The organism is Methylobacterium sp. Leaf106 (assembly GCF_001422895.1).
Classification (GTDB): Bacteria; Pseudomonadota; Alphaproteobacteria; order Rhizobiales; family Beijerinckiaceae; genus Methylobacterium; species Methylobacterium bullatum.
Window position 1 is genome coordinate 736,531 of the sequence record NZ_LMNB01000012.1, and the last position, 18,470, is coordinate 755,000.

Here is an 18,470-nt window from a genome sequence, read left to right on the forward strand (position 1 = left end):
TGTCGGTGTCAGTCCCGGACGAGCGGGACCGGTCCCGCTTCCGTAATGAGGTGGTCGAGGGGTTGATCGTGCGACTCGGAGGGCACGTGACCCACCTCCTGCACGGAGAACGCGATACCGATCGTCAGGACCGGGCCGTTGCGAGAGAGCCGCGCGATGGCCTGATCGTAATAGCCGCGACCGTAGCCGATGCGATGCCCGCGCCGGTCGAAGGCCGCCAGCGGCACGATGAGGGCGGTGGGATCGAGGGGCGGAAGGTCGTCGCGCGGCTCGCTGAGGCCGAAGGAGCCCGGCACCAGCGCTTCTCCCGCCCGCCATTCGCGGAACACGAGGCCGTCCGGCGTCACCTTGGGGAGGGCGACCCGCTGGCCGCGCGCGAACAGCATCTCGATGAGGGGAAGCGGATCGACCTCGCTGCGGATCGCCCAGAAGGCACCGACGAAAGCCGCATCGGCCAGGGCCTCGATCCGCATGACGCTCTGCGCGATCCGCAGGCCGCCGGCCCGGCGGGTCTCGGGATCGAGTCCGTCGCGCCGGGCAAGGGCCTGCTTGCGAAGCTCGGCTTTCAGGGCGGAGAAATCAGAGTGCGGAGCCACGTGAGCCGTTGGAGTTGCGATCCCGGGAAACCTACAGTGTAGGTGGGCGCCGTGTTGGCCAAGTCCAGGGACAGGGCCAGGGACAGCTCCCTGGGGAGTCGATAAGGCCCCGGGGAAAAGTACTCCTGACGAACCCCGCAGCACCGCTTGACTCATGTAGCGTCGGCGGGCGTTTCGCGCCAGGGGGTGGGGCGGGCAATCGTTCGCGGAACGCTCATCCCGCCGCCAGCGCATGCGCCAGCCGCTCGATCCTGTCCGCCGCCCGGCCGAGCCCTTCGGCGATACGGGCCTCCTCGTTGGCGCGGAGGGAGTCCGCAGTCTCGACGCGCTCCCGGAGCGTGACCGTTTCGGCCTCGAGATCCGCCAGGCGACGCTTGAGCTCCGCGAGTTCGTCCCCCTGGGTGAGGGCAGCCATCACATGCAGGCGCATGTCGCCGATCTCGCCGAAGGATTTCCTCATGTCGGTGACGCGGGTGTCGAGTTCTGCGGCCAGAGCCGAGAGATGCGCCTCCTCGCCTTCGGCGCAGGCCATCCGGTAGCTCTTGCCGTCGATGGTGACGCTGATCTGGGGCATGTCCGACAGGGCTGGTGTGAGAGGTGGCAGACTAGCGTGCGACGCGGGGGCGGGCCAGCACGCCCTCCACCGCTTCGATCGCCCGCCCCAGGCGGTGGCCGACATCGCTCGTGGTCGCCTCCACCGTGGCGAGGCGCGCGCTGGCGGCGTCGAGTTCCGCCGCGAGGCGCGCGCGATCCTCCGCCATGATCGCGAGCTCCGTTTCCAGGTCGCCCGGTTCGCGCTCGGCCTCGAGGCGATGGGCCACCGAGGCCTCGAGGCGGGTCAGTACCGTATCGAGCCGAGCAAGGGCATGGTCCACGTTAGGCCGGTCTGGCGTCTGGCTCATCGTTCTACCTTCCGCCGGATCATGAAGGAGCTGGCGCATCTGTTTCGGAAACGCGGATTTGTAGCCAAACCTCTGTCGATCCGCGCGCGAAATCGACGCTTTGCCATCATATGCGGGGAAGGAAAACGAATCGATCGGGCAAAACCTTTGCCAGCGGTTTCCCCCATGTTAGAGACCGCGCGCCCCTCGAACCGACCGCCGGATTGGAAATTCGAGCCCGTGACCCGTTCGGCCATCGATCCCGCATCGGTCCTTTCGCGGACGCATGAGGGTCCGAGGATGGGCCAATCGGTTCATCTGACGTTCAACGGTGCACATGACACAGCGACGCCGAATGGCGGCTCCGCCCCTCCGGCCCGCTGTCTCGCTCTTGCTGCTTACGGGTTCCGCGAGGTCGGCGCCCGGTACATAGAAGGATTCACGCCGTGTCGGTGAAGGTTGCCATCAACGGGTTCGGACGCATCGGCCGCAACATCCTGCGCGCCATCCACGAGGCCGGCCGCAAGGATATCGAGGTCGTCGCGATCAACGATCTCGGCCCCGTCGAGACCAATGCCCACCTGCTGCGCTTCGACTCGATCCACGGCCGCTTCAACGCCAAGGTCGAAGTGGACGGTGACTTCATCGTCGTCGACGGTCAGCGCATCAAGGTCACCGCCGTGCGCAACCCGGCCGAGCTTCCGCACCGCGAACTCGGCGTCGACATCGCCCTGGAATGCACCGGCATCTTCACCTCGAAGGACAAGGCCAAGGCCCATCTCGACGCCGGCGCCAAGCGCGTCATCGTCTCGGCCCCCGCCGACGGCGCCGACCTTACCGTGGTCTACGGCGTCAACCACGATCAGCTGACCGCCGATCACCTCGTGATCTCGAACGCGTCCTGCACCACCAACTGCCTCGTGCCGGTGGCCAAGGTGCTCAACGATCTCGTCGGGATCGAGCGCGGCTTCATGACGACGATCCATTCCTACACCAACGACCAGCCCTCCCTCGACCAGATGCACAAGGACCTCTACCGGGCCCGTGCCGCTGCCCTGTCGATGATCCCGACCTCCACGGGCGCGGCCAAGGCCGTCGGCCTCGTCCTGCCGGAGCTGAAGGGCAAGCTCGACGGAACCTCGATCCGCGTGCCGACCCCCAACGTTTCGGCCGTCGACCTCGTGTTCACCGCCAAGCGCCAGACCTCCGTCGAGGAGATCAACAATGCGATCCGCGCCGCGGCCGACGGTCCGCTGAAGGGCGTGCTGGCCTATACCGACCAGCCCAACGTCTCCATCGACTTCAACCACGATCCTCATTCGTCCACCTTCCACCTCGACCAGACCAAGGTGATGGACGGCACGTTCGTGCGTATCCTCTCCTGGTACGACAACGAGTGGGGCTTCTCGAACCGCATGGCGGACACCGCCGTGGCGATGGGAAAGCTGCTCTGAGAGCAGCGCTTCCGGGCGGCCCGTGGGCCGCCCGGGATGCCTCGTGAACGACACCCTTTGATCGACCAGCACTGGTGCGTCCGACATGACCGAGCCTTCGCCGACCCCGTCGACCGGAACCAGCTTCATCCCGGGCGCCAAGACTTCTGATAGTAAGACTTCCGAGAGCACCGCGCTCTCGGGTGTGGCGCTGTCGCCGGTACCCGAGACCCAGGCGATCGCCAACCAGCAGGCGACGCCGCCGCTCGTGGTCGGCAAGGCCGAGCCCCTGTCTCAATCCGCGCCCGCCCCATCCTCGCCCGGCAGCGACCAGCTCGCCCGCATCGAGGACAAGTGCGCACGGATCGAGGACAAGTACGCCCGCTCCGAGGCCCTGCTCTCCCGCGTCGAGGAGAAGATCGAGGGGGCGACCACGCGCATGAGCGAGGCAGCGCGCCAGTCCGACCTCGCCGCCCTGCGCAGCGAAGTCCGCGCCGTCGCCGACCGCACGCGCCGGCTGCCCGGTTCCGGGGCCCTGGTGCTGACGGCGATCATCACCGCCGTGCTCACCGTGGTGCTGACCATCGCCGCCCAGCGCTTCCATCTCGACGGGCTCATCACCCCGCGCTGACATTTCTCTCGACGACACTGAAGGCCAGGATGACCGCTTTCCGCACCCTCGACGATGCCGGCTCCCTCCAGGGCAAGCGCGTGCTTCTCCGCGTCGACCTGAACGTGCCGATGGAGGGGGCGCGCGTCACCGACGCCACCCGTATCGAGAGGATCGTCCCGACGATCCGCGAGATCGCCGATGGCGGCGGGCGTGTGGTGCTGCTGGCGCATTTCGGCCGCCCCAAGGGCAAGCCGGTGGTGGCCGATTCGCTCAAGCAGGTGGTCTCCGCCCTGTCCGACCGTCTCGGCCGCCCGGTCGCCTTCGCCGAGGATTGCATCGGCGAGGCCGCGTCCTCGGCCGTCTCGGCGCTGAAGGACGGCGACGTTCTCCTCCTGGAGAACACCCGCTTCCACTCCGGCGAAGAGACAAACGAGGCCGGTTTCGTGGCGGCGCTCGCCGCCAACGGCGACGTCTTCGTCAACGAGGCCTTCTCGGCCGCCCACCGCGCCCATGCCTCGACCGAGGGCCTCGCCCATGTGCTGCCGGCCTATGCGGGCCGGCTGATGCAGGCGGAGCTCGACGCGCTCACCAAGGGGCTGGAGGCGCCGAGCCGCCCGGTCATCGCATTGGTCGGCGGCGCCAAGGTCTCCTCGAAGATCGACCTCCTGCAGAATCTCGTCGCCAAGGTGGACATGCTCGTCATCGGCGGCGGCATGGCCAACACCTTCCTGCACGCTCAAGGGAAAGCCGTCGGCAAGTCCCTGTGCGAAAAGGATCTCGCCGAGACGGCGCTCCGCATCCTCGACGCCGCCGCTTCCGCCAAGTGCCGCATCATCCTGCCCGTGGACGCCGTGGTCGCCGCCGAGTTCAAGGCCAACGCGGCACATGAGACCGTGGGCGTCGACGCCGTGTCGGAGACCGGCATGATCCTCGATGCCGGCCCGGCCTCGGTGGCCGAGATCGATGCCGCCATCGACGAGGCCGCCACCCTGGTCTGGAACGGTCCGCTCGGTGCCTTCGAGTTGACCCCCTTCGACGCCGCCACGGTGGCGGCTGCGCGCCACGCGGCCGAACGCACCAAGGCCGGCAAGCTCGTCTCGGTGGCGGGTGGCGGCGACACGGTGGCCGCCCTCAACCATGCCGGCGTCGCCGACGACTTCTCCTACGTATCCACCGCCGGCGGCGCGTTCCTCGAATGGCTGGAAGGCAAGGTCCTGCCCGGCGTCGAGGCCCTGCGCGTCAAGGGGTGACCGGCTCCATGCCAGGTCCCATCACCTCATCCTGAGGCGCCTGAGGCAGCGGGCCTCGAACGAGGGCTCCGGCATCCTCCGGGCGAACCGGAGGGCTCCTTCGAAGCCTTCGCTGCGCTTGGGCACCTCGGGATGAGGTGTTTGGCTGGGATCTTGGGATGACGACACAGCGTTCTGTCGCCGAAGTCTTCGCGATGGAGTTGCGGCGGACCCGGTAAGGTCCGACAAGGCAGACGAATTGTCAGCGGATGGCGGCCCACGGGTCGGCCCCATCGTTTTTAGGAGACACCAATGGCACGTATCACCCTGAGGCAGCTCCTGGATCACGCCGCCGAATACGAATACGGCGTTCCGGCCTTCAACCTGAATAACATGGAACAGGGGCTGGCCATCATGGCGGCGGCGGATGCCACCGATTCGCCGGTGATCCTTCAGGCGAGCAAGGGCGCGCGCGCCTATGCCAACGACGTGGTGCTGGCCAAGCTCATCGACGGGCTTGTGGAGATCTATCCCCACATCCCCGTCTGCATGCATCTCGACCACGGCAACAACGAAGCCACCTGTGCCACGGCGATCCAGTACGGCTTCACCTCGGTGATGATGGACGGTTCGCTCAAGGCCGACGGCAAGACCCCCGCCGACTACGCCTACAATGTCGAGATCACCGGCAACGTCACCCGCATGGCCCATTGGGCCGGCGTCTCGGTGGAGGGCGAGCTCGGCGTGCTCGGCTCGCTGGAGAGCGGCCAGGGCGAGGCCGAGGACGGCCACGGCGCCGAGGGCGTGCTGAGCCACGACCAGCTCCTCACCGACCCGGAAGAGGCGGTGAAGTTCGTTACCGCTACCAAGGTCGACGCGCTCGCCGTCGCCATGGGCACCAGCCACGGCGCCTACAAGTTCACCCGCCAGCCCGACGGCGACGTGCTGGCCATGAACGTGATCGAAGAGATCCACCGCCGCCTGCCGACGACCCACCTCGTCATGCACGGCTCCTCCTCGGTACCGCAGGACCTGCAGGACATCATCAATTCCTACGGCGGCCAGATGAAGCCCACCTGGGGCGTGCCGGTGGCCGAGATCCAGCGCGGCATCAAGCACGGCGTGCGCAAGATCAACATCGACACCGACAACCGTATGGCCATGACCGGCCAGATCCGGAAGGTGCTCACTGAGAACCCGGCCGAGTTCGATCCGCGCAAGTATCTGAAGCCCGCCATGGACGCGATGACGAAGCTCTGCCGCCAGCGTTTTGAAGAATTCGGCACCGCCGGCCAGGGCTCCAAGATCCGTCCGATTTCGGTCTCCGAGATGGCCAAGCGCTATGCCAGCGGCTCGCTCGATCCGAAGATCGGCGCCGCCTGAGTCCCTGTTTCATGGTTCCGGATCCCATCCGGAACCATGCCGTGACGCGGTGATCTCGCATCGCCTGTCCCCGAGACGCGGAGCCCGCGCCTCGGGATGATGCCGTGATGATGCCGTTAGGACGACAAGAATGGCCGAACCCCGCACCCGCCTCGCACTCCTGTCCCCCCATCGGGTGGATTCCGACCGGGCCGATGCCCTTGCCGAAGCGCTGACCGCCGCCTGCGCGGTGGGGGACGTGGCGGCGGTGCTCCTGCGGCTCGCCCCGGCCGACGAGCGCAGCCTCGTGAACCTCGTCAAGCGGCTCGCTCCGGCCGCGCAATCGACCGGCGCCGCCCTGGTCATCACCGTGTCCGATTTCGCCGGCGACGTCGTCAGCGTGGCCGCGCGTGGCGGGGCGGACGGGGTTCATCTCGACAAGGCGCGGGACGGTGCCCTGCAGGATCTGCGCGAACGCCTCAGCGACGGTCGAATCCTCGGAGCCGGCGGGCATGAGCAGAAGCACGCGGCGATGGAGGCCGGCGAGGCCGGTGTCGATTACGTGATGTTCGGGGGGATCTACTCGGACGGGATCGCGCCCGATGCCGATACCGTGCGCGAGCGAGCGGAATGGTGGGTCGAAATCTTCGAGACTCCGTGCATCGCCGTGGCCCATGATCTGGCCCAGGTGGACGGTCTCCTGGCGACGGGGGCCGAGTTCCTCGGGCTGGAAAGCCACCTGTGGATGGGAGAAGGGGCGGATATCGCCGCCATCCAGGCCTTGGTCGCGGCGTCGGAGGCCGATACGTGAGGCGGGTCCGCCGGGCCGCCCTCGCCCTCGCCTTGGCGGAGGGCTTGGCGTTCGCTGCCTGCGCCGAAGCGCCGAAGGTGATGCCGACCGACCCGGCCGGCCCCCAATCGCTGACGCCTCGCCCCAAGGAGACGCTGAAGGGGCAGCTGCGGGAACTCCCGACGCCGTATTCCATCGGCGCGACCGGCGCGGTGCCGCCCCGTTCGAAGACCGAGCCCGACATCGCCTTCGGTGCCTACCAGCGCGGCCAATATACCACCGCCTTCCGCGAGGCGACGAAGCGGATCGCCGCCGACAACAAGGACGCCGCGGCGATGACGCTGCTCGGCGAGCTCTACAACCAGGGCCTCGGGGTCAAGCAGGACCCGGTGAAGGCGGCCGAATGGTACCGTCTGGCCGCCAACCAGGGCGACACCCACGCCATGGCCTCCCTCGGCCTGATGTCGATCGATGGCCGCGGCGGCACGAAGGACCCGAAGGCCGGGCGCCGCTGGCTCGAACAGGCATCCCTGAAGGGCGACACCACGGCCGCCTACAACCTCGCCCTGATCCTGATCGGCACGGGAACCGAGCCGGACGAAGCCAAGGCGGCCGAGTTGTTCCGCAAGGCGGCCGAGGGTGAGATCGGCCCCGCCCAACACGATCTCGGCGTGCTCTACCTTCAGGGGAGGGGGGTGCCGAAGGATCCCAAACAGGCGGCCGAGTGGTTCCGGCGTGCAGCCGATAACGGCGATCTCGCCGGTGAGGTCGAGTTCGCGATCCTGCTGTTCAACGGCATCGGTGTCGAGAAGGACGAGGCCCGCGCGGCCCGCTACTTCCTCCACGCGGCGTCGCGCGGCAACGCCATCGCGCAGAATCGCGTGGCCATCCTCTATGCCCTCGGACGGGGGATGCAGAAGAACCCTGTCGAGGCGGCGGCCTGGAATCTCGCCGCCGCCGCCCAGGGGCGCTCCGACCCGAAGCTCGACGAGACCCTCGCCGGCCTCACCGCCGAGGAGCGCGGCCGGGCCGAGCGACTGGCCGAGGCGCGGATGAAGGTGGAGTAAGCCCGCGCAACGCGGGTAAGTGTCAATTCGGCATCCATGGGCGCCTGCGCGCGTTTCTCCTCTGCCCCGCATCGGCGAGGGGTGAGGCGGGCGGCAAACATGCTATGGCCGCGCAAGACCGTTCTTTGAATCGACCCGGACCTTTGCATCGATGATCAGCTCACCTCTCATGACCGTCATGGTCGACGCCGTCCGCAAGGCCGCCCGTGGCCTCAAGCGCGACTACGGCGAGATCGAGAACCTCCAGGTTTCGCGTAAAGGCCCCGGCAACTTCGTCTCCGCCGCCGACCGCAAGGCCGAGGAGGTGCTGCGCGACGCCCTGATGAAGGCGCGTCCCGGCTACGGCCTGATCCTCGAGGAATCCGGGAATATCGAAGGACAGGACAAGAGCCATACCTGGCATGTCGACCCCCTCGACGGCACCACCAACTTCCTCCACGGCATCCCGCATTTCGCGATCTCGGTGGGTCTCGAACGCGAGGGCCAGATCGTCGCCGGCGTCATCTACGATCCGGCCAAGGACGAACTGTTCGTGGCTGAGCGCGGCAAGGGCGCCTATCTCAACAACCGCCGCCTGCGCGTCTCCGGCCGGACCGATCTCGCCGACGCTCTCGTCGCTTATGGCTCGCCCTATCTCGGGCGCGGCGACCACCCGAAGCTCCTGCGCGAGGTGGCGGCGGTGATGGCCGTGACCGGCGGTGCCCGCCGCTTCGGCTCGGCCGCCCTCGACCTCGCCTACGTCGCCTGCGGCCGCTCGGACCTCTACTGGGAGCGTGACCTGCAGACCTGGGACATCGCGGCCGGCATCATCCTGGTCCGCGAGGCCGGCGGCTTCGTCACCAGCGCCGATGGCGGTGCGGAGCCCCTGGCCGCACGCTCGGTGGCCGCCGGCAACGAGAGCCTGCACGGCGACCTCGTGAAGCTCCTGCGCCGCGCCAACGCCTGAAGCCCGAGGCCCCGGCTTTCCAGCCGGGGCGCGGCATATCCTAACCCGCTCCGATCCCGACATCTCCTCGCGAAAGCCGCCCGAATGGAAGCCCGCCGCCACTCCGCGCTGAAGGATTCGATCCGCTCGATTCCGGATTACCCGAAGCCCGGTATCGTCTTTCGCGACATCACCACGCTCCTGAGCGATCCGCGCGCGTTTCGCCGTGCAGTCGATTCGCTGGTCCATCCTTTCGCGGGCGGGCGGATCGATCAGGTAGCGGGAATCGAGGCGCGGGGCTTCATCCTCGGCGGCGCGGTGGCGCACCAGCTCTCCTCGGGCTTCGTGCCGATCCGCAAGAAGGGCAAGCTGCCCCACAAGACCGTCTCTATCGCCTACGCGCTGGAATACGGCACCGACGAGATGGAAATCCACGTGGACGCCATCAAGCCGGGCGACAAGGTGCTGCTGGTGGACGACCTCATCGCCACCGGCGGCACTGCCTGCGCGGCAGTGAACCTGCTGCGCCAGATCGGCGCCGAGGTGGTGGCTGCCTGCTTCGTCATCGACCTGCCCGAGATCGGCGGAGCGCAGAAGCTGCGCGACCTCAATGTGCCGGTGCGGACGTTGATGGAATTCGACGGGCATTGAAGGCACGACGCGTCCTTCTCTCCTGTGCGGGAGAAGGGGGCCCGCGCCAGCGGGTCGGATGAGGGGAGCGCCACCTTCGGAGAGGTCTTATCCTCTCCCGCCTGCTTTGCAGGCACCCTCTCCTGCAGGGGGGAGAGGGTTTTTCGCACTACGCCGCGAGACTCTCGAACAATCCGCGCCCGTCGACCCCGCCGATGAGACCTTCGACAAAGTTCTCCGGGTGCGGCATCATCCCGAGCACGTTGAGGTTTTCGCTGTAGATGCCGGCGATGGAGTTCAGCGAGCCGTTCCGGTTGGCATCCACGGTCAGGTCGCCCGAGGCGTCGGAATAGCGGAAGGCCACGCGGCCGTCGCCTTCGAGGCGGGCGACCGTGTCGGCGTCGGCGAAGTAATTGCCCTCGCCATGCGCCACGCAGACGTCGATCACCTGGCCCTTGGCATAGGACGACGTGAAGCGCGTATCGGCACGCTCTACCCGGAGCAGTTGGCGGTGGCAGATGAAGCGCCGGTCGACGTTGCGCATCAGCACGCCCGGCAGGAGGCCGGATTCGCACAGGATCTGGAAGCCGTTGCAGATGCCGAGCACCAGACCGCCGCGGGCGGCGTGGTCGCGGACGGCATCCATGGCGGCGGCGCGTCCGGCGATGGCCCCGCAGCGGAGATAGTCTCCATAGGAGAACCCGCCCGGAAGCACCGCGAGGTCGGTGCCGGCCGGCAGCGCCGTCTCGGTGTGCCAGACCTTGACCACCTCCGCGCCGGCGAGGCGCAGGGCGCGGGCGACGTCGCCGTCGCGGTTGGAGCCGGGGAAGACGACGATCGCGGCGCGCATCAGACGATCTCGATCTCGTAGTTCTCGACAACGGTGTTCGCGAGCAGCTTCTCGCAGGCGCTCTTCAGCGTCGCTTCGGCGCTGGCCGGATCCGTGTCGGCGATCTCGACGTCGAACACCTTGCCCTGGCGGACACCCTCGATGCCGGAGATGCCGAAGGACGAGAGAGCGGATTCGATCGCCTTGCCCTGAGGGTCGAGCACGCCGGTCTTCAGGGTGACGATGATGCGGGCTTTCATGGTCTCGGACTCGGTGCTGTGGCTCGACCCGTCAGGCGATAGTCGGGAAATGCCGACCATGCAACGCGGCTGCCCCATCGCGGCGGGGATGTTTCCCAGCCCGTTCCACCTCCGTCAGCCGCAAGGGCGATTCGGGATTATGTCGTGGATCAGCGACGGGCGGCCGGTGCGGCGGCGCGAATCGGCTCGATGCTCACCGCACGGCGCCAGAGCTGGACCATGATCCAGACGGCGATCGCACTGAACAGGACCATGAGGACATGGCCCACGGTGTCGCCGAGATCGAACAGACCGGCGAGCGCCCAGCCTGCGGCGATGGCGACGGCGAAGACTTCGGTGCCCACCAGCACCATCATGCTGACGATCGTGATCAGGTTGCGCGTATTCACGGGGATGCATCTCCGTCGACCCCGGAGCAGCGATTGCGGCGGGCGGCCGGAGCTTTACAGCGCCGGTCCGGTCCCGCGCAACATCGCGGCGCCGGGGTCGTCGTCAGGGACGGGTCAGCGCGGCGCGCGCTTGGCGAGGATACGCTGGAGCGTGCGCCGGTGCATGTTGAGGCGGCGTGCCGTCTCCGAGACGTTGCGGCTGCACAATTCATACACCCGCTGGATATGCTCCCAGCGCACACGATCGGCCGACATCGGGTTTTCCGGCGGGTCGGCCCGCTCGCCCGGCTGCGCCATCAACGTGCCGTGGATCTCGTCCGCATCGGCGGGCTTGGCGAGGTAATCGAACGCGCCGAGCTTCACGGCGGTGACGGCGGTGGCGATGTTGCCGTAGCCGGTGAGGATGACGCCCCGGGCCTCGGGCCGCTTCTCCTTCAGCCGCGCGATCACGTCGAGGCCGTTACCGTCGCCGAGGCGCATGTCGATGACCGCGAAGGCGGGTGCACGGTTCTCCACCAGGGACACGCCCTCGGCCACGCTCTCGGCCACCTGAACCTCGTAGCCGCGGGCTTCCATCGCCCGCGCCAGGCGGGTTGAGAACGGCCTGTCGTCGTCCACGATCAGCAAGGTGCGGTCGGCATAGGCCGCCAGCGGATCGGATTCCGACGTCTGCAGCGCATCGGCAGCAAGCCCCGGACTTACACTCTGCGTCAGCATCCGACGCTCCTCCATTTTCCAAAACCGAGTTGTTGGCAACTTATATAGGGGCCGGACTGCGTTCGGTCAGGGGCACCTCGGCGTTGAATTCCGTGCCGCGCCGGGGAAGCGTGTCCCGCTCGAAGATGTGGCGCGCCCAGGATACGCGCACCACGGCTCCGGTTGCTTGGTGGCCCGACACGTTGGAGAGCGTAAGCTGCGCGCCGGAGCGTTCGATCAGGGTCTTTGCGATGAACAGACCGAGGCCGAGGCCGGCGCCGACGCTGTTCCCGCCGCGCGTTTTGTCGGGGCTTCGGGTGGTGACGTAGGGCTCGCCCGCCCGCAGCAGGATCTCGCTGGAGAAGCCCGGGCCGTCGTCGCTGATCTCGAGGGAGACCCGCTCGGCGGTCCAGCGCGCCTCGATGACGACGCGGCTGGTGGCGAAGTCCACGGCGTTGTCGACGATGTTGGCGAGGCCGAACAGCACCCCCGGATTGCGCCGGCACGCCGGCTCGATTCCGTCGCCCCGGCTGGTGACGTCGAGCGCGATGCCCATGGCGCGCTGGGGCGCCACCAGCTCCTCCACGAGATGGCTCAGGGTCACGGTCTGAAGGATACCGGCTTCGTCCCCGTCGAGGGAGGTCAGTTTCGACAGAATGCCGCGACAGCGGTCGACCTGGTCGCGCAGGAGGTCGAGGTCGTCCTTCACGGCGGGTGAGGCCGTGGCGGCGAGCTGGCGCGTGAGTTCCTTGGTGACGAGCATGATCGTGCCGAGAGGCGTGCCGAGCTCATGCGCCGCCGCCGCCGCCAACCCGTCGAGCTGCGACAGGTGCTGCTCGCGCGCCAGAACGAGTTCCGTGGCCGCCAGGGCCTGGGCGAGCTGCCGGGTCTCTTCCGAGACCTTCCAGGCATAGACCCCGGTGAAGGCGGTGCCGAGGAGGATCGCCGTCCACACTCCCGAGACGTAGAGGAACGGGAGTTCGAGCCGCCCGTCCGCGAACCACGGCAGCGGCCGGTGGATCAGCGCCAGCATGGTCGCGAGCCCCACCGCCAGGAGCCCCAGCGCCAGGGTCCGCTCCGGGGGCAGGGCCGTGGCCGAGATCAGCACGGGGGCGAGGAAAAGCAGCGAGAACGGGTTCTGCAGGCCGCCGGTGAGGAAGAGGAGTGCGGCGAGCTGGATGATATCGAAGGCGAGGAGAAGGGCCGCCGAATCGTCGCTCAGGCGGTAGCTCGCGGGAAACCGGATCCGCAGGGCGAGGTTCAGCCAGGAGGATGCCGCGATGACGAGGAAACACCAGCCGAAGGGCAGGGGCAGGCCGAGGCCGAACTGCGCGCCGACGACAGCCGCGCTCTGCCCGGTGATCGCGAGCCAGCGCAGGCGCACGAAGGTGTCGAGCCGAAGGTGCCGGGCATCGCGGACGAAGCCATTGGTGCTCATGTCGATCATGTCCGCTCAACGATAGCGCTCGACGGCTGCGAATCCATGGTTCGCCCGCCGATTGCGCCCATCCTTGCGCACTCCGCACCCGTACGAATGTCCCGAACCGAACGTTTCGCGAGGCGCGGCGTTCTCTACCGCGCCGGGTCGCGCTGGTAGTCGGGTCGCGCGGGCAGTCGAGCCGAGCGGGAAATCGAGACGCGGGACGACGAGGGAGGGGCGGATATGAGCTTGGCCTATACCTGGTATGAGTTCGGTCGCATGATGACGGCCCCGGCGCGCCTCGCGGCCGACATGGTCAAGCACAGCCTGCAGAATCCCGCCAACCCGCTCGCCTACTCGCCCTATGCGAAGTCCATGGCCGCGGCCTGCGAGATGTTCGAGCGCGGAACCCGGCGCTACGCCAAGCCGGCCTTCGGGCTCACCGGAACCTGGATCGACGGGGCGAGCGTGCCCGTGAGCGAGCGGGTGGTGTGGGAGAAACCGTTCTGCCGGGTCGTGACCTTCGACCGCTCCTTCGCGCGCGGCCCCTCCGAGCCGCAGCCCAAGCTCCTGATCGTGGCGCCGATGTCGGGGCACTACGCCACGCTCCTGCGCGGCACCGTGGAGGCGATGCTCCCCAATCATCAGGTCTTCATCACCGACTGGACCGATGCGCGCCTCGTGCCGATTACGGAGGGGCGGTTCGATCTCGACACCTACATCGACTACCTGAAGGAGATCTTCGTCGCCCTCGGTCCGGACCTTCACGTCATGGCCGTGTGCCAGCCGGCGGTGCCGGTGCTGGCCACCGTGGCGTTGATGGAGGCGCAAGGCACGATGCCGGTGCCGCGCTCGATGACCCTGATGGGCGGCCCCATCGACACCCGCCGCTCGCCCACCGCCGTCAACTGCCTGGCGCAGGAGCGCGGCACCGCATGGTTCGAGCGGAACTGCATCACCATGGTCCCGCTGGCGTATCCCGGTGCCCTGCGCAGCGTCTATCCGGGCTTCTTCCAGCTTGGCGGATTCATGGCGATGAACCTCGATCGTCACGTCAACGCCCATACCGAGATGTTCGATCATCTCGTCACCGGCGACGGCGATTCCGCCGAGAAGCACCGGGAATTCTACGACGAGTATCTCGCGGTGATGGACCTGACGGCGGAATTCTACCTGCAGACGATCAAGACCGTCTTCGTCGACCACGCCCTGCCGAAGGGCGAGATGCTCCATCGCGGCGAGCGGGTGGACCTCACCGCGATCCGGACCTGCGCGATCCTCGCCATCGAGGGCGAGAACGACGACATCTCCGGTGTCGGCCAGACCAAGGCTTCCCTCGACCTGACCCCGAACCTGCCGCCCGAGCGCAAGGCCTATCACCTGCAGGAGCGCGTCGGCCATTACGGGGTGTTCAACGGCTCACGCTATCGCACGGTCATCGCCCCGCGGATCGCCTCCTTCATCCGGGAGATGCAGGCCTTGCCGGCTCTGGAGCGACGACCGGCGGCGTAGTGCGGGATCGGCCCCCGCAAAAGTTCTGGACGTGACCCACGCCCCGATGGCGGCGGCGGGAGGCTGCCGCTAAGCTGACGCCATGAGAGTCGCCCTGCTGCGCGGGTCCGATCCCGACCATATCGACATCCTTCACGAGGGCGCGAAGCTCCGCGTCTCCCTGCGCCGCCGCCCGGCGGCCCGCAGGCTGACCCTGCGCGTCTCGAGCGCCACCGGCGAGGTGGTGATGACCCTGCCAGCCCGGACGTCCCTCGCCGTGGCGCGCACCTTCGCGGTCAGCCATGGCGGCTGGATCGCCATGCGGCTCGCCAAGGTTCCGGACCGTGTGGCGTTCGAGGCGGGGGCGGAACTCCCCCTTCGCGGTGTCGGCCATCGCATCGTCCACCGGAGCGAGCGCGGCGGCGTGACCCTGGTCACGGAGGAGGAGGGCGGTCCGGTCCTCTCCGTGGCGTGCGAGGCGCCCCACCTGCCGCGCCGGGTCAGGGATTTCCTGGAGCGGGAGGTCCGCAAGGATCTCGCCCAGGCGGTGTCGGTCTATACGGAGAAGTTGGGTCAGGGACCGAAACGGATCACCGTCCGCGACACCCGCTCGCGCTGGGGCTCCTGCACCGCGCGCGGAGAGCTGAACTTTTCCTGGCGCCTGATCCTGGCGCCGCCCCTGGTGCTCGATTACCTCGTGGCCCACGAGATGGCCCATTTGCGCGAGATGAACCATTCCCAGCGGTTCTGGTCGCTGGTGGGATCCCTGTGCCCGCATGTGGACGAGGCCGAGCGCTGGCTCAAGCGCAACGGCGCCAGCCTCCACCGCTACGGCTGAGGCAAGGGCCGGGTCCGACCCTTGGCCAATCGTGACCTACCCGCGTGCGCGCAGAACCCGGCGGCGCTCGACCTGCTCCACCGGCCAGGTGGGACGGGCGTCCACGTCCCCCGGCCGCAAGGTGCGGGGGGCGACGCTGTCGCAGACTTCGCGCTGGCGCAGGATCGTCGGGTTGCCGAACTCGTCGAGGCGACGGACATACCCGCCGTCGCGGCAGAAGCCGGCGATCTCGGCCGAATTGGAATTGATCCGGCCCCCCGGCATGCGCCGGATCGGCCGGTGCTCGACCACGAGCGGCCCGTCGCGGTTGAGCGACCGCTCCACATAGGTGGTCTCGTCGACGGGCAGGGACTCGGCCGAGGCGGAAGCGATCCCGGCGAGGATCAGGAACGCGGCGGTAGCAGGAAATCGCATGGGCTCGGTCCGTTGGCGCTTGGGGCTTTGCCCCGTGAACTAGGGCGTCATCCTGGGTAACGATAGTCCGTGAGAGTAAACTAGTGGTCACGCTTGACACAGAATAGCCGCGCATGGTCGGAACACCGCGGGTTTCATCGGGTGCCCCCCAGCCATGAGGGGTGAGGCGAGAGGGATCGGCGCGTGGGTTTTCGAGCAATGCTGGGGCGTGCGAGGCGGGTCGCCGAGGATCGGGCGACCTCTCTCGGGCGTCCGGCGCGGATCGGTCTGATCTGCATGGCCGCACTCGCCGGCATGGGGCTGGCCGGGGGCGGCCGTGCCGAGGCACAGGGCATGGTGCGCAACACCTTCGGGGACTGGCAGCTCCGCTGCGAGACGCCGGCGGGGGCGAAGGCCGAGCAATGCGCCCTGGTCCAGTACCTCGCCGCCGAGGACCGGCCCAACCTCACCCTCGTCGTCATCGTCCTCAAGACGGCGGACAATCGCGGCTACCTGCTGCGCGTGGTGGCGCCGCTGGGCGTGCTGCTGCCCTCCGGGCTCGGCCTGAAGATCGACAAGACCGATGTCGGCCGGGCCGGGTTCGTGCGCTGCCTCACCACGGGCTGCGTCGCGGAGGTGGTCATGGACGACAACCTCATCAAGCAGTTCAGCGCCGGGGTGCAGGCCACGTTCATCGTGTTCCAGACCCCGGAAGAGGGGGTCGGCATCCCCCTGTCGATGAAGGGCTTCGGCGACGGGTTCGCCAGCTTGAAATAGGCCTGTTCCGGCGCCCCGCGCCGGCGATTCAGCGGGATCTGAGGATGCGGACACGCGCGAAAACGGTCGGAATCGCCCTGATTGCGGGATTCCTGCCTTTGGCGGCCACGATGCCCGGGACGGCCCTTGCCGAGGACGGGAACTGGTTCACCAACATGCTGAAATACGGCGGGACCACGGTTCCGCCGTCTCAGCCCGCCGACCTCGGCGAGGTCTATTGCCCGACGGTCGACGTCGCGGAGAACGGCGCCGCCCTGCGCAGCTATGGCGGCCGGGCCGACGACAATGCCAGCCTGCGCAGCCAGATCACCCTCGGTCGTCTCGCCCGTGAATGTGTGCGCCTGGCCGATGGCTCGGTGAGCGTGAAGGTCGGCGTCGAGGGTCAGGTGCTGCTGGGGCCGCAGGGACGGCCCGGACGGTTCGAGGCCCCGGTCTATTTCACGATCAAGGCCGGGGACCAGACCATCGTCGCGCGGGCGCGCAAGGTGGCGGTGTCGATCGGACCGGGCGAGGCGCAGGGCCTGTTCACGGTGATCGAGGAGAACCTCGTGGTGCCGCGCCCCCTGAGCGAGAGCTACGAGATCGGCGTCTCGCTGCACGGAGCGCCCGGCAAGGCTGCGGCAAAGCGCAAGCGCAAGCCGGCTCCGACAAGTGCCACCGCCCCCGCAGAGGCGGCACCCGAGGCGTCGCAATAGCGCTCCGCCACGCACTCTCCCGTCGATGCGCCACGAAAAAGGGGCCTCCGCTCGCGCGGGGCCCCTTTTTCATGTCGTCTCGGTGAAGTCTTTTACTGAACCAGGCGGGGGCCGCCGGACTGGACCTTCTCGTTCTCGGACATGATGCCGAGACGCTTGGCCACTTCCGTATAGGCCTCGATCAGGCCGCCGAGATCCTTGCGGAAGCGGTCCTTGTCGAGCTTGTCCTGGCTCTTGATATCCCACAGGCGGCAGGAATCCGGGGAGATCTCGTCGGCCACGACGATCCGCATCAGGTCGCCTTCCCAGAGGCGGCCGGTCTCGATCTTGAAGTCCACGAGACGAATGCCGACGCCGAGGAAGAGGCCCGACAGGAAATCGTTGACGCGGATGGCCAGAGCCATGATGTCGTCGATCTCCTGGGGTGTCGCCCAGCCGAAGGCGGTGATGTGCTCTTCCGACACCATCGGGTCGTTGAGCGCGTCGTTCTTGTAATAGAACTCGATGATCGAGCGCGGCAGCTGCGTGCCTTCCTCGAGGCCGAGGCGGGTGGCGAGCGAGCCGGCGGCGACGTTGCGCACCACCACCTCAAGAGGGATGATCTCGACTTCGCGGATCAGCTGCTCGCGCATGTTGAGACGGCGGATGAAGTGGGTCGGCACGCCGATATCGTTGAGGTGCTGGAAAACGAACTCGGAGATCCGGTTGTTCAGCACACCCTTGCCGTCGATGACCTCGTGCTTCTGCGCGTTGAAGGCGGTGGCATCATCCTTGAAATGCTGGATGAGCGTTCCCGGCTCGGGTCCCTCGTACAGGACCTTCGCCTTGCCCTCGTAGATGCGACGGCGGCGGTTCATAGGCGTATACCGTGGTTTGAGGAAGTCCATGGGCCGTGACTCCTTCGGACAGTCGATGTGCGGAATCCGCGGCGTGGCGGCCTCGATGAGACCGGGCCGCGAGAACACATCGTTTGTCGAAAGCCTCGACGACCGTGGCGCAAACTACCCGAAGCGGGTTTGCAGTACAACGCGTCCGCCCGCAGCCCGGCCTTGCGGTACGAGTCGGATACGCATGACGAGGCAAGCGCCGTCCCGTCAGGCCGCGACGGTCTTGTCCGGATAGCGGCAGAGATCGGCGATGAGGCAGGTCGGGCATT

23 protein-coding genes and 1 other RNA gene (1 of these 24 running past the window's edge) are annotated in these 18,470 nt (G+C 67.8%); 12 read left to right on the plus strand and 12 right to left on the minus strand.

From position 1 onward, the window contains the following. Nucleotides 1–8: 8 nt before the first annotated feature. From ASF34_RS11170 to ASF34_RS11180, 4 genes are all read right to left on the minus strand, one after another. Complete coding sequence (locus tag ASF34_RS11170) at nt 9–596, minus strand: 5-formyltetrahydrofolate cyclo-ligase (protein ID WP_056161105.1); 588 nt, start codon at nt 594–596, stop codon at nt 9–11. Further along, nucleotides 586–743: non-coding RNA, 6S RNA (gene ssrS / locus ASF34_RS22235), on the minus strand. The genes ASF34_RS11170 and ssrS overlap by 11 nt, the downstream gene beginning before the upstream one ends. Nucleotides 744–810: 67 nt before the next feature. After that, nucleotides 811–1,170 carry a cell division protein ZapA gene (locus ASF34_RS11175; RefSeq protein ID WP_056161108.1) on the minus strand — a complete coding sequence of 120 codons (360 nt, stop codon included), beginning with the start codon at nt 1,168–1,170 and terminating at the stop codon, nt 811–813. Nucleotides 1,171–1,201: 31 nt separating this feature from the next. Further along, nucleotides 1,202–1,498 (minus strand): DUF4164 domain-containing protein, encoded by a 297-nt coding sequence (locus ASF34_RS11180; RefSeq protein WP_018042045.1) that lies wholly within the window; start codon nt 1,496–1,498, stop codon nt 1,202–1,204. 425 nt (nt 1,499–1,923) lie between these two features. Between ASF34_RS11180 and gap the strand changes: the two genes are divergently transcribed. The 8 genes from gap to ASF34_RS11220 all read left to right on the plus strand — a co-directional run bounded on the left by gap (nt 1,924) and on the right by ASF34_RS11220 (nt 9,547). Further along, nucleotides 1,924–2,931: a type I glyceraldehyde-3-phosphate dehydrogenase gene (gene gap / locus ASF34_RS11185; RefSeq protein ID WP_018042046.1), complete on the plus strand. Its 1,008-nt coding sequence runs from the start codon at nt 1,924–1,926 to the stop codon at nt 2,929–2,931. 85 nt (nt 2,932–3,016) lie between these two features. Next, the gene (locus ASF34_RS11190; RefSeq protein WP_056161109.1) at nt 3,017–3,541 is read left to right on the plus strand and encodes a hypothetical protein; all 525 of its coding nucleotides are present in this window, start codon (nt 3,017–3,019) and stop codon (nt 3,539–3,541) included. Between the two features lie 29 nt (nt 3,542–3,570). Further along, complete coding sequence (locus ASF34_RS11195) at nt 3,571–4,773, plus strand: phosphoglycerate kinase (RefSeq protein ID WP_056161111.1); 1,203 nt, start codon at nt 3,571–3,573, stop codon at nt 4,771–4,773. 291 nt (nt 4,774–5,064) lie between these two features. Continuing rightward, a complete protein-coding gene (gene fba, locus ASF34_RS11200; protein WP_056161112.1) occupies nt 5,065–6,135 on the plus strand; it encodes a class II fructose-bisphosphate aldolase in 1,071 nt (356 codons plus the stop codon). 130 nt (nt 6,136–6,265) lie between these two features. Beyond that, nucleotides 6,266–6,925 (plus strand): thiamine phosphate synthase, encoded by a 660-nt coding sequence (locus ASF34_RS11205; RefSeq protein WP_056161114.1) that lies wholly within the window; start codon nt 6,266–6,268, stop codon nt 6,923–6,925. Then, nucleotides 6,922–7,971 (plus strand): tetratricopeptide repeat protein, encoded by a 1,050-nt coding sequence (locus ASF34_RS11210; protein ID WP_056161116.1) that lies wholly within the window; start codon nt 6,922–6,924, stop codon nt 7,969–7,971. Before ASF34_RS11205 ends, ASF34_RS11210 begins: the two co-directional genes overlap by 4 nt. A gap of 151 nt (nt 7,972–8,122) precedes the next feature. After that, complete coding sequence (locus ASF34_RS11215) at nt 8,123–8,917, plus strand: inositol monophosphatase family protein (RefSeq protein ID WP_026175625.1); 795 nt, start codon at nt 8,123–8,125, stop codon at nt 8,915–8,917. 84 nt (nt 8,918–9,001) lie between these two features. Beyond that, nucleotides 9,002–9,547 carry an adenine phosphoribosyltransferase gene (locus ASF34_RS11220; RefSeq protein WP_018042053.1) on the plus strand — a complete coding sequence of 182 codons (546 nt, stop codon included), beginning with the start codon at nt 9,002–9,004 and terminating at the stop codon, nt 9,545–9,547. 148 nt (nt 9,548–9,695) lie between these two features. Here the strand turns inward: ASF34_RS11220 and purQ are convergent, their stop codons facing one another. The 5 genes from purQ to ASF34_RS11245 form a co-directional block, all read right to left on the minus strand. Further along, on the minus strand, nt 9,696–10,376 hold the full coding sequence (gene purQ / locus ASF34_RS11225; protein WP_018042054.1) for a phosphoribosylformylglycinamidine synthase subunit PurQ: 681 nt from the start codon (nt 10,374–10,376) through the stop codon (nt 9,696–9,698). Beyond that, on the minus strand, nt 10,376–10,615 hold the full coding sequence (gene purS / locus ASF34_RS11230) for a phosphoribosylformylglycinamidine synthase subunit PurS (protein WP_018042055.1): 240 nt from the start codon (nt 10,613–10,615) through the stop codon (nt 10,376–10,378). Before purS ends, purQ begins: the two co-directional genes overlap by 1 nt. Before the next feature lie 149 nt (nt 10,616–10,764). Further along, entirely contained in the window at nt 10,765–11,004 is a 240-nt protein-coding gene (locus tag ASF34_RS11235; RefSeq protein ID WP_056147217.1) for a hypothetical protein, read from the minus strand. A gap of 114 nt (nt 11,005–11,118) precedes the next feature. Next, nucleotides 11,119–11,721: an ActR/PrrA/RegA family redox response regulator transcription factor gene (locus ASF34_RS11240; RefSeq protein ID WP_026175626.1), complete on the minus strand. Its 603-nt coding sequence runs from the start codon at nt 11,719–11,721 to the stop codon at nt 11,119–11,121. A gap of 40 nt (nt 11,722–11,761) precedes the next feature. After that, on the minus strand, nt 11,762–13,147 hold the full coding sequence (locus ASF34_RS11245; RefSeq protein ID WP_056161118.1) for an ActS/PrrB/RegB family redox-sensitive histidine kinase: 1,386 nt from the start codon (nt 13,145–13,147) through the stop codon (nt 11,762–11,764). A gap of 216 nt (nt 13,148–13,363) precedes the next feature. Here ASF34_RS11245 and ASF34_RS11250 point away from each other — a divergent pair, with 216 nt between their 5' ends. Both ASF34_RS11250 and ASF34_RS11255 read left to right on the plus strand, forming a co-directional pair. Further along, entirely contained in the window at nt 13,364–14,632 is a 1,269-nt protein-coding gene (locus ASF34_RS11250) for a polyhydroxyalkanoate depolymerase (protein ID WP_056161120.1), read from the plus strand. A gap of 82 nt (nt 14,633–14,714) precedes the next feature. Further along, a complete protein-coding gene (locus ASF34_RS11255; RefSeq protein ID WP_056161122.1) occupies nt 14,715–15,449 on the plus strand; it encodes a M48 family metallopeptidase in 735 nt (244 codons plus the stop codon). A gap of 36 nt (nt 15,450–15,485) precedes the next feature. On the opposite strand, the gene ASF34_RS11260 is transcribed toward ASF34_RS11255, so the two are convergent. Next, nucleotides 15,486–15,863, minus strand: a complete 378-nt coding sequence (locus ASF34_RS11260) for a hypothetical protein (protein ID WP_056161124.1) — start codon at nt 15,861–15,863, stop codon at nt 15,486–15,488. A 276-nt stretch (nt 15,864–16,139) separates the two neighbouring features. Between ASF34_RS11260 and ASF34_RS11265 the strand changes: the two genes are divergently transcribed. Together ASF34_RS11265 and ASF34_RS11270 are read left to right on the plus strand one after the other, a co-directional pair. Beyond that, a complete protein-coding gene (locus ASF34_RS11265) occupies nt 16,140–16,619 on the plus strand; it encodes an invasion associated locus B family protein (RefSeq protein ID WP_043764423.1) in 480 nt (159 codons plus the stop codon). A gap of 44 nt (nt 16,620–16,663) precedes the next feature. Continuing rightward, nucleotides 16,664–17,314 (plus strand): hypothetical protein, encoded by a 651-nt coding sequence (locus ASF34_RS11270; RefSeq protein WP_056161126.1) that lies wholly within the window; start codon nt 16,664–16,666, stop codon nt 17,312–17,314. A 92-nt stretch (nt 17,315–17,406) separates the two neighbouring features. Here the strand turns inward: ASF34_RS11270 and purC are convergent, their stop codons facing one another. Both purC and nth read right to left on the minus strand, forming a co-directional pair. After that, on the minus strand, nt 17,407–18,201 hold the full coding sequence (gene purC / locus ASF34_RS11275) for a phosphoribosylaminoimidazolesuccinocarboxamide synthase (protein ID WP_026175628.1): 795 nt from the start codon (nt 18,199–18,201) through the stop codon (nt 17,407–17,409). 207 nt (nt 18,202–18,408) lie between these two features. Continuing rightward, nucleotides 18,409–18,470, minus strand: partial view of an endonuclease III gene (gene nth, locus ASF34_RS11280; RefSeq protein WP_244478961.1) — the end only. The gene runs 673 nt beyond the window's last position; only the last 62 of its 735 coding nucleotides appear in the window; its start codon lies off the right edge, out of view; its stop codon occupies nt 18,409–18,411.

Bases quoted from the DNA above. Each gene is read 5' to 3' on its own strand.
- ASF34_RS11175 (WP_056161108.1), bottom strand. From the start codon at position 1,170: ATGCCCCAGATCAGCGTCACCATCGACGGCAAGAGCTACCGGATGGCC.
- ASF34_RS11180 (WP_018042045.1), bottom strand. From the start codon at position 1,498: ATGAGCCAGACGCCAGACCGGCCTAACGTGGACCATGCCCTTGCTCGG.
- ASF34_RS11190 (WP_056161109.1), top strand. From the start codon at position 3,017: ATGACCGAGCCTTCGCCGACCCCGTCGACCGGAACCAGCTTCATCCCG.
- ASF34_RS11195 (WP_056161111.1), top strand. From the start codon at position 3,571: ATGACCGCTTTCCGCACCCTCGACGATGCCGGCTCCCTCCAGGGCAAG.
- fba (WP_056161112.1), top strand. From the start codon at position 5,065: ATGGCACGTATCACCCTGAGGCAGCTCCTGGATCACGCCGCCGAATAC.
- ASF34_RS11205 (WP_056161114.1), top strand. From the start codon at position 6,266: ATGGCCGAACCCCGCACCCGCCTCGCACTCCTGTCCCCCCATCGGGTG.
- ASF34_RS11215 (WP_026175625.1), top strand. From the start codon at position 8,123: ATGATCAGCTCACCTCTCATGACCGTCATGGTCGACGCCGTCCGCAAG.
- ASF34_RS11220 (WP_018042053.1), top strand. From the start codon at position 9,002: ATGGAAGCCCGCCGCCACTCCGCGCTGAAGGATTCGATCCGCTCGATT.
- purQ (WP_018042054.1), bottom strand. From the start codon at position 10,376: ATGCGCGCCGCGATCGTCGTCTTCCCCGGCTCCAACCGCGACGGCGAC.
- purS (WP_018042055.1), bottom strand. From the start codon at position 10,615: ATGAAAGCCCGCATCATCGTCACCCTGAAGACCGGCGTGCTCGACCCT.
- ASF34_RS11240 (WP_026175626.1), bottom strand. From the start codon at position 11,721: ATGCTGACGCAGAGTGTAAGTCCGGGGCTTGCTGCCGATGCGCTGCAG.
- ASF34_RS11245 (WP_056161118.1), bottom strand. From the start codon at position 13,147: ATGATCGACATGAGCACCAATGGCTTCGTCCGCGATGCCCGGCACCTT.
- ASF34_RS11250 (WP_056161120.1), top strand. From the start codon at position 13,364: ATGAGCTTGGCCTATACCTGGTATGAGTTCGGTCGCATGATGACGGCC.
- ASF34_RS11255 (WP_056161122.1), top strand. From the start codon at position 14,715: ATGAGAGTCGCCCTGCTGCGCGGGTCCGATCCCGACCATATCGACATC.
- ASF34_RS11260 (WP_056161124.1), bottom strand. From the start codon at position 15,863: ATGCGATTTCCTGCTACCGCCGCGTTCCTGATCCTCGCCGGGATCGCT.
- ASF34_RS11265 (WP_043764423.1), top strand. From the start codon at position 16,140: ATGGCCGCACTCGCCGGCATGGGGCTGGCCGGGGGCGGCCGTGCCGAG.
- ASF34_RS11270 (WP_056161126.1), top strand. From the start codon at position 16,664: ATGCGGACACGCGCGAAAACGGTCGGAATCGCCCTGATTGCGGGATTC.
- purC (WP_026175628.1), bottom strand. From the start codon at position 18,201: ATGGACTTCCTCAAACCACGGTATACGCCTATGAACCGCCGCCGTCGC.